The 6,984-nt window shown below is 70.7% G+C and carries 5 protein-coding genes and 1 pseudogene; 4 read left to right on the top strand and 2 right to left on the bottom strand.

What is annotated here, in order from left to right; genetic code table 11:
• Positions 1 to 63 precede the first annotated feature (63 nt).
• Complete coding sequence (locus Q0112_RS16740) at positions 64 to 996, bottom strand: carbohydrate kinase (protein WP_297977128.1); 933 nt, start codon at positions 994 to 996, stop codon at positions 64 to 66.
• Between the two features lie 276 nt (positions 997 to 1,272).
• Positions 1,273 to 2,913, bottom strand: coding sequence for an alpha-amylase family glycosyl hydrolase (locus Q0112_RS16735; RefSeq protein WP_297977127.1), 1,641 nt, complete (start codon positions 2,911 to 2,913; stop codon positions 1,273 to 1,275).
• A 169-nt stretch (positions 2,914 to 3,082) separates the two neighbouring features.
• On the opposite strand from Q0112_RS16735, the gene Q0112_RS16730 reads away from it, so the two are divergent.
• The 4 genes and pseudogenes from Q0112_RS16730 to Q0112_RS16720 all read left to right on the top strand — a co-directional run bounded on the left by Q0112_RS16730 (position 3,083) and on the right by Q0112_RS16720 (position 6,886).
• A complete protein-coding gene (locus Q0112_RS16730; RefSeq protein WP_297977126.1) occupies positions 3,083 to 4,621 on the top strand; it encodes a sugar ABC transporter ATP-binding protein in 1,539 nt (512 codons plus the stop codon).
• Positions 4,622 to 4,716: 95 nt separating this feature from the next.
• A pseudogene (locus Q0112_RS19485) lies at positions 4,717 to 4,851 on the top strand (ribose ABC transporter permease); the annotation flags it as partial.
• A complete protein-coding gene (locus Q0112_RS16725) occupies positions 4,843 to 5,928 on the top strand; it encodes an ABC transporter permease (RefSeq protein ID WP_349770564.1) in 1,086 nt (361 codons plus the stop codon). The pseudogene Q0112_RS19485 and the gene Q0112_RS16725, both read left to right, overlap by 9 nt.
• Positions 5,915 to 6,886: a substrate-binding domain-containing protein gene (locus Q0112_RS16720; protein WP_297977123.1), complete on the top strand. Its 972-nt coding sequence runs from the start codon at positions 5,915 to 5,917 to the stop codon at positions 6,884 to 6,886. Before Q0112_RS16725 ends, Q0112_RS16720 begins: the two co-directional genes overlap by 14 nt.
• Positions 6,887 to 6,984: the final 98 nt, after the last annotated feature.

Raw genomic sequence — 6,984 nt, 5'->3', positions numbered from 1 at the left:
CCCGAAGATCACCAGGTCGAACGGCGGGACGGGGATGACGGTCGAGACCATGCGGCGTCTCCTTCAATCGGTCAGTTCGGCGGCCCGCGGCAGGTCGGCGCCGCGCCGCGAGCAGGTGATCGCCGCGGCCCGCGCGGCATGGCCTATGAGCCCGGCGAGGCTCTCGGCCTCGAGCCCGGCGAGGGCCGCCTTCGGGCCGGCGGGATCGCGCATCAGCCGCGCGATGAGCGCAGCCTGGAAGGTGTCGCCGGCGCCCACGGTGTCAATGACCCGCACCTCCGGCGGCAGGGCCGAGGCGAAGAGCCCGCCGCGGGTCCAGCCGAGCGCCGCCTCGCCGCCGTCCGTCACCACCACGAGCCCCGCACCCTGCGCGAGCACGTCCGCCGCCAGCGCCTCGGGGGATCGGCCCGGCCAGAGCAGCGCGAGATCCTCGCGGCTGATCTTCACCAGGTCTGCGAGCGGGAAGAGCACGCCGAGCCGCTCGCGCCAGACATCCATGTCGGGCTCGACGGTCGGCCGCACGTTCGGATCGAGCGAGACGAAGCGCCCGTTCTTGCCGCGCGCCAGCGCCGCCATCGCGTCTCCGACCGGCGCCGCCGCCAGCGAGTAGGAGCCGAAGTGCAGCCCCGCCACCTCCGGCCCGAGCGCCGGCAGGTCGGCGACCTCGACCCCGGTATCGGCCGAGCCGTTGTCGTAGAACTGGTAGGCCGGCACCCCTGCCGCGTCGAGCCCGACGAGGCTCAGCGTCGTCGGCCGGTCGGTCGGGATCGCATAGCGGGTCGAGACCCCCTCCGCCTCCAGCACCTGCCTGAGCCGCTGGCCGAGCAGGTCGCCCGAGAGCCCGGTCAGGAGCGCCGCCGGCTGGCCGAGCCGCGCCAGCCCGATCGCCACGTTGAAGGGCGAGCCGCCGGCGCGCGCGGCATACGTCGCCGCCGCCGGGCCTGCCTCGCTCTCGAGGAAGAAGTCGAAGAGCGCCTCTCCGCAGACCAGAAACATCGACGGCCCTCCAGGCCCCGGCCGGCGCGCGCTGTCGCCCCGGTCCAGACATGATCCGACCCCCGGCCCGGCGCAAGGCCCGCTTCCGCGCGCCGGCATCCCCGGGCCCGGCCGGCGCCCGCCTGATTAATCAATCCACGTGAGAAATTCAACAGCTACTTCACGCCGCCCGGCAATTCGCCGCGCCATGCGTCTATACAACGTCTATACGCGAAAAAATTCCCGTGATTCCATATGGTTGCCGGGTGGGCACACGTGCGCGGGTGTGCGCGACGCTCACCCTGCCTCTGCGAAGACCGCCTGGAAGGGCGGCAGCTCGACCTGCCGCCCGACGATGGCGCCGGCGAAACCGGTGTCCTCGATCATCCGCCACGCCCCCTCGGGCAGCGTCGCGACGATCGGATCGGGCCCGAGATTGAAGGCGCAGAAGACCGACTCCGCCCCCAGCGTCCGCACGTAGGAGATCAGGCTGTCCGAGGTCTCCTGCAGCGCGAACCCCCCCTTGGCGAGCGCCGGCCGCGCCTTCCGCCAGGCCAGCATCCGCCGGTAGAAGTTCAGCATCGACTCCGGCTCGCCCTCCTGCACGCTGACCGCCCGCAGCACGTGCTCCGGCGCCACCGGCAGCCAGGGCCGCACGTCGCTGAAGCCGGCATAGCTGTTGTCGGCCAGCCACGGCATCGGCGTCCGGCACCCGTCCCGCCCGCGGAACTTCGGCCAGAACCGCTTGCCGTAGGGGTCCTGCAGCTCCTCGAACGGCACATAGGCCTCGGTCAGCCCCAGCTCCTCCCCCTGATAGAGGCAGACCGACCCCCGCAGCGACAGGATGAGCGCGAGATAGACCCGGAGCTCCGGCTCCTCCATCCGCCAGCGCGTCGCGTGCCGCTCCACGTCGTGGTTCGAGAAGGCCCAGCAGGCCCACCCGTCCGAGGCCACCTGCGCGAACCGCCTGAGCACCTGCCCCACCCGCCGCCCGCTCGGCGCATCCGGCGAGAGGAACTCGAAGGCGTAGCACATCTGCATCAGGTCGTCGCCGCGGGTATATTCCCCCATGATCTCCATCCCGCGCTGGGCATCCCCCACCTCGCCCACCGCCGCGATGTCGCCGAACTCGCTCATCACCGCCCGGAACCGGCGCAGGAAGGGAATCATCTCCGGCCGGCTCTTGTCGTAGAGATGCTCCTGCCAGTTGTAGGGGTTCACCGCCGGCGCCGTCGAATAGTCGCGCAGCTCCACCGGCAGCACCGGATTGTCCCTCCGCTCGGCGTCGCAGAAGTAGAAGTTGATCGTGTCGAGCCGGAACCCGTCCACCCCCCGCTCCAGCCAGAAGCGCGCCACCGCCAAGAGCTCCTCCTGCACCTCCGGCTCGTGGAAGTTCAGGTCCGGCTGCTCCTTGAGGAAATTGTGCTGGTAGTACTGCAACCGCTCGCTGTCCCACTCCCACCCCGGCCCGCCGAAGATCGACAGCCAGTTGTTCGGCGCCGTCCCGTCCGGCTTCGCGTCCGCCCAGACGTACCAGTCGGCCTTCGGATTGTCCCGGCTCGACCGGCTCTCCCGGAACCACCGGTGCTGGTCCGACGTATGCGACAGCACCAGATCGATCATCACCCGGAGCCCCAGCTCGTGCGCCCGCTCGATCAGCGCCTCGAAGTCGGCGATGGTCCCGAACATCGGATCGACGTCGCGGTAGTTCATCACGTCGTAGCCGAAGTCGAGCATCGGCGAGGGGAAGAAGGGCGAGATCCAGATCGCGTCCACCCCGAGGCTCGCCACATAGGGCAGCCGGTGGATGATCCCGGCCAGGTCCCCGATGCCGTCCGCGTTCGAGTCCTGGAACGAGCGCGGATAGATCTGGTAGATCACCGCCCCCCGCCACCAGTCGGGGTCCGCGGGCAGCCTGACGATCTGCGGAACGACCAAGCCTCATCTCCCTGAAAAGCCCGCCGGCCTTCGCCGGACGCTAGCGCAATCCGGAATCGGATTGCCAGCGGGTTCGCGCTTCCTTGACCGCCCCACGCCTCCCGCCCTAGCCTGCCGGCGGCCGACTCTCCGCGAGAGGGAGCGGCGGCACGGGGAGGATGCCGCTGGCATGACCAGCCGAGAGCAATCCGCGACGCTGCTGCGCGCCCTGCGCATCACCAAGCGCTTCGCCGGCGTCACCGCGCTCGACCAGGTCGACTTCGACCTCCGCGCCGGCGAAATCCACGCGCTGATGGGCGAGAACGGCGCCGGCAAGTCGACGCTGATGAAGATCCTCTCCGGCGTCCAGCCCGCCGACGCCGGAGACATCCTGATCGACGGCACGCCGGTCGCCATCGGCTCCGTCCGCGACGCCGAGCGCGCCGGCATCGCCATCATCCACCAGGAGTTGAACCTCGTCCCCGAGCTCAGCGTCGCCGCCAACATCTTCCTCGGCCGCGAGCCGCTCCGCGCCGGCCTCCTCCTCGACCGCCGCGCCATGTCCGCCGCCGCCCGCACCCTCCTCGCCCGCCTCGGCATCGACCTCGACCCCGACGCCCGCGTCGCCGGCCTGCGCATGGGCGAGCAGCAGCTGGTCGAGATCGCCAAGGCCCTCTCGCTCGAGGCCCGCATCCTCATCATGGACGAGCCTACCTCCGCCCTCTCCCCGGCGGAATGCGAACGCCTCTTCCGCATCGTCCGCCAGCTCGCCGCCGAGGGCGTCGGCATCGTCTACATCTCCCATCGCATCGAGGAGGTGATGGACCTCGCCCACCGCGTCACCGTGCTGCGCGACGGCCGCCATGTCCTCACCGCCCCGATCGCCGAGATGTCGCGCGACCGCCTCATCTCCGCCATGGTTGGCCGCGACACCGCCGCCCGCCCGCCCGAGGCCGCGACGAAAGGCCCCGTCGTCCTCTCCGTCCGCAACCTCGGCCTCGAGGTCCCCGGCCGCCGCGGCTGGCGCCGGATCCTGCACGGCGTCGACCTCGACCTCCACGCCGGCGAGGTCCTCGGCATTGGCGGCCTGCTCGGCTCGGGCCGCACCGAGATCCTCGAGACCCTCTTCGGCGCCTCCCCCGGCCGGGCCTCCGGCCGGATCCACCTCGACGGCCGCCCGGTCGAGATCCCCTCGCCGCGCGCCGCCCGCCGCCTCGGCATCGCGCTCGTCACCGAGGACCGCAAGGGCGAGGGCCTGCTCCTCGACTCCTCGATCCGCGAGAACGTCGCCCTTCCCTCCCTGCCGTGCATCTCCCGCTTCGGCATCCGCCGCCCGGCCGGCGAGGCCGCGGTCGCCATCGACACCGTCCGCCGCCTCGGCGTGCGCTGCTCCGGCATCGAGCAGCCGACCGCCACCCTCTCCGGCGGCAATCAGCAGAAGGTCGTCATCGGCAAGTGGCTCGCCACCGCGCCCCGCGTCCTCCTCCTCGACGAGCCCACCCGCGGCATCGACGTCGGCGCCAAGCAGGAGATCTACGCGCTGATCCGCGCCCTCGCCGCCGAGGGCCTCGCCATCCTGATGGTCTCCTCCGAGCTGCCCGAGCTCCTCCTCCTCGCCGACCGCATCCTGGTCATGGCCCAGGGCCGCAAGACCGGCGAGCTCACCCGCGCCGAGGCCAGCGAGGAGGCGATCATGCACCTCGCCGCCCCGCTCAGGGCCGCCTCCTGATGTGGAGCCTCGTCGCCCGCAGCAAGCTCTGGTGGGGCCTCGCCGCCATCTTCCTGATCGGCGTCCTCACCTCGCCCGTCTCGTCCAAGGGCAACAACATCTTCCTCTCCTACGGCAACCTCCTCGACGTGCTGCGCCAGGTCTCGATCACCGGCCTCATCGCCACCGGCATGACCGCGGTGATCCTGACCGCCGGCATCGACCTCTCAGTCGGCTCGATCATGGCGCTCTGCTCGGTCGTCTGCGCCATGCTCCTGACCGTCCCCGGCTGGACGCCGGCCGCCGCCATGGGCGTTCCGGCGCTCGCGCTCACCGCCCTCGTCGTCTTCGCCGCCCTCACCCGCTTCCTCTTCCGCAGCATGGCCGCCACCGGCAGCGTCGGCCGCCGCGACGAGAGGCGCCTCGACATGACCCGCGGCACCCTCCTCCCCCTCGCCGCGGGCGCCGCCGCCGCGGCGCTCGTCCTCTGGTTCACCATCCCGCAGGTCGCGACGAAGTTCGGCGTCCTCGGCGTCCTCCTCGTCACTCCCGCGGTCGGCCTGCTCTTCGGGGCGATCAACGGCATCGTCATCGTCGGCGGGCGGCTGCAGCCCTTCATCGTCACCCTGGCGATGATGGTGACCGCCCTCGGCCTCGCCCGCCTCACCGCCGGCCAGAACAACGCCGTCCTGCCGGTCTACACCGGCTCGAACGCGGTCGCCGGCTTCGACGTCCTGAGGAGCCTCGTCTGGGGCATCGTCCCGGTCCCCGGCCTCTTCTTCCTCGCCGCGGTCGTCATCTACGGCGCCGTGCTGCGCTTCACCTCCTTCGGCCGCTACCTCTACGCCATCGGCGGCAACGAGGAGGCCGCGCGCCTCTCCGGCATCGACGTGAACGGCACCAAGATCGTCACCTACGCCGTCCAGGGCATGCTCGCCGGCGTCGCCGCCGTCCTCTTCGTGGCGCAGTACCGCCAGGGCAAGCCGGACGCCGGCACCGGCCTCGAGCTCGACGCCATCGCCGCCGTCGTCATCGGCGGCACCAGCCTGATGGGCGGGCGGGGCAGCATCGCCGGCACCTTCGCCGGCGTCCTCATCTTCGGGCTGCTGTCGAACCTGCTGCAGCTCCACAACATCAACTCGAACCTCCAGCTCGTGCTGAAGGGTCTCATCATCGTCGGCACCGTGCTCCTGCAGGAGCGCAACCTCGGCGAAATCCTCGGGAACCTGCGCCTCAACCGGGCGCGCGGAGATCCGGCGACCAGAGAGCCGCCGGAAGGCGAGACCGAACCTCGCCGCTATGGAGGGAGCGCAAATGAAACGTCGTGAATTCATCCAGGTGGCCGGCGCCACCGTGGCGGGCCTGACCGTCACCGCCTACCTGCCCGCGGGAATGGCCCGGGCGCAGGACAAGAAGTGGACGATCGGCTTCAGCCAGGCCACGACCATCGAGCCGTGGCGGGCCCAGTTCAACAAGGACATCATCGCCGAGGCCGAGAAGCACCCCGAGGTCGAGCTTATCATCACCGACGGCGAGGACCGCACCGAGAAGCAGGTCGCCGACGTCGAGAACCTGATCCGCCAGGAGGTCGACGCCCTCCTGATCTCGCCGAAGGAATCGGCCGGCCTGACCGGCGTTGTCGAGCAGGCGATCGACGCCGGCATCCCGGTTTTCGTCCTCGACCGCAACGTCGACACCGACCGCTACACCCAGTTCGTCGGCGGCGACAACGTGCTGATCGGCAAGGCGGCGGGCGAATGGACCGTCAACGCCCTCGGCGGCCCCGGCAAGGCGGCCGGCAACGTCGTCGAGATCTGGGGCGGCATGGGCACCCAGCCGGCGCACGACCGCCACGACGGCTTCCACGAGTTCACCGACAAGGAGCCGGGCATCAAGTACCTGCTCAACGAGCAGTCCGGCGACTGGAAGCAGGACCAGGCCTACGACATCATGGCCACCGCGCTGCGCTCCAACGAGGACATCGACCTCGTCTACGGCCACAACGACCCGATGGCCTACGGCGCCTACCTGGCCGCCAAGGACGTCGGCCGCGAGCAGGACATCCTCTTCATCGGCATCGACGCGCTGCCGGGCGAGGGGGTGATGTGGGTCCACAACGGCGAGCTGGCCGCCACCTTCCTCTACGCGACCCCGGGCGCCGAGGGCCTGCGCCAGGCGCTGAAGCACCTGAACGGCGAGGAGGTGCCGAAGACCGTCGTCCTCGACACCCTGACCGTCACCAAGGAGAACGCCGACGAGATCCTGAAGGCCAACGGCCTCCTCTGACCCTCCCGAAGCCGCATGGGGCCGCACGCCTGCGCCCCATGCAACCCCGCATCAACCTCCGCTCACGGCCGCAATTCGTATGGCCGCTTTCCAGCCCC

It is taken from the genome of uncultured Amaricoccus sp., from assembly GCF_937858865.1.
Taxonomy (GTDB): Bacteria; Pseudomonadota; Alphaproteobacteria; order Rhodobacterales; family Rhodobacteraceae; genus Amaricoccus.
The sequence above is the reverse complement of the archived record's forward strand: the minus strand, read 5'-3'. Positions and strand labels throughout refer to the sequence as shown.

Bases quoted from the DNA above. Each gene is read 5' to 3' on its own strand.
- Q0112_RS16740 (WP_297977128.1), bottom strand. From the start codon at position 996: ATGTTTCTGGTCTGCGGAGAGGCGCTCTTCGACTTCTTCCTCGAGAGC.
- Q0112_RS16730 (WP_297977126.1), top strand. From the start codon at position 3,083: ATGACCAGCCGAGAGCAATCCGCGACGCTGCTGCGCGCCCTGCGCATC.
- Q0112_RS16725 (WP_349770564.1), top strand. From the start codon at position 4,843: ATGGCGCTCTGCTCGGTCGTCTGCGCCATGCTCCTGACCGTCCCCGGC.
- Q0112_RS16720 (WP_297977123.1), top strand. From the start codon at position 5,915: ATGAAACGTCGTGAATTCATCCAGGTGGCCGGCGCCACCGTGGCGGGC.